Annotated in this window: 1 protein-coding gene; it reads left to right on the top strand. The window is 51.0% G+C overall.

Features of this window, described 5'->3' with window-relative positions:
- A partial coding sequence (gene yaaA, locus NE473_RS32985; protein ID WP_349769278.1) for a peroxide stress protein YaaA occupies positions 1–263 on the top strand: 263 nt, incomplete at its 5' end.
- Between the last annotated feature and the right edge of the window lie 31 nt (positions 264–294).

The following is a 294-nucleotide window of genomic DNA, read 5'->3' on the forward strand; positions in this document are numbered from 1 at the left end:
CCGGCTCCCAATGGGACTATGTAAAAGATCATCTGCGGATACTGAGCGGATTTTACGGCGTTTTAAAGGCATGCGACGGCGTCGTTCCATGGCTCCTTTCCCAGCAGGCTGTCGCGGACGCACCCGCCCACGACATACGCCTCAAATCTGTGCTCATTCAGTTTTTCAATGATCTGCTCCGCATCCGCCGGAACCCGTATTTCTTTCACCATGCCATCATCTCATTTCTATTATCGGTATATTACAGAAGCCGTGCATATTAAGGTACCGGTGATCCAACCGTACGGCTTCTGT

Source organism: Hungatella sp. SL.1.14, from assembly GCF_024460495.1.
GTDB lineage: Bacteria > Bacillota > Clostridia > Lachnospirales > Lachnospiraceae > Hungatella > Hungatella hathewayi.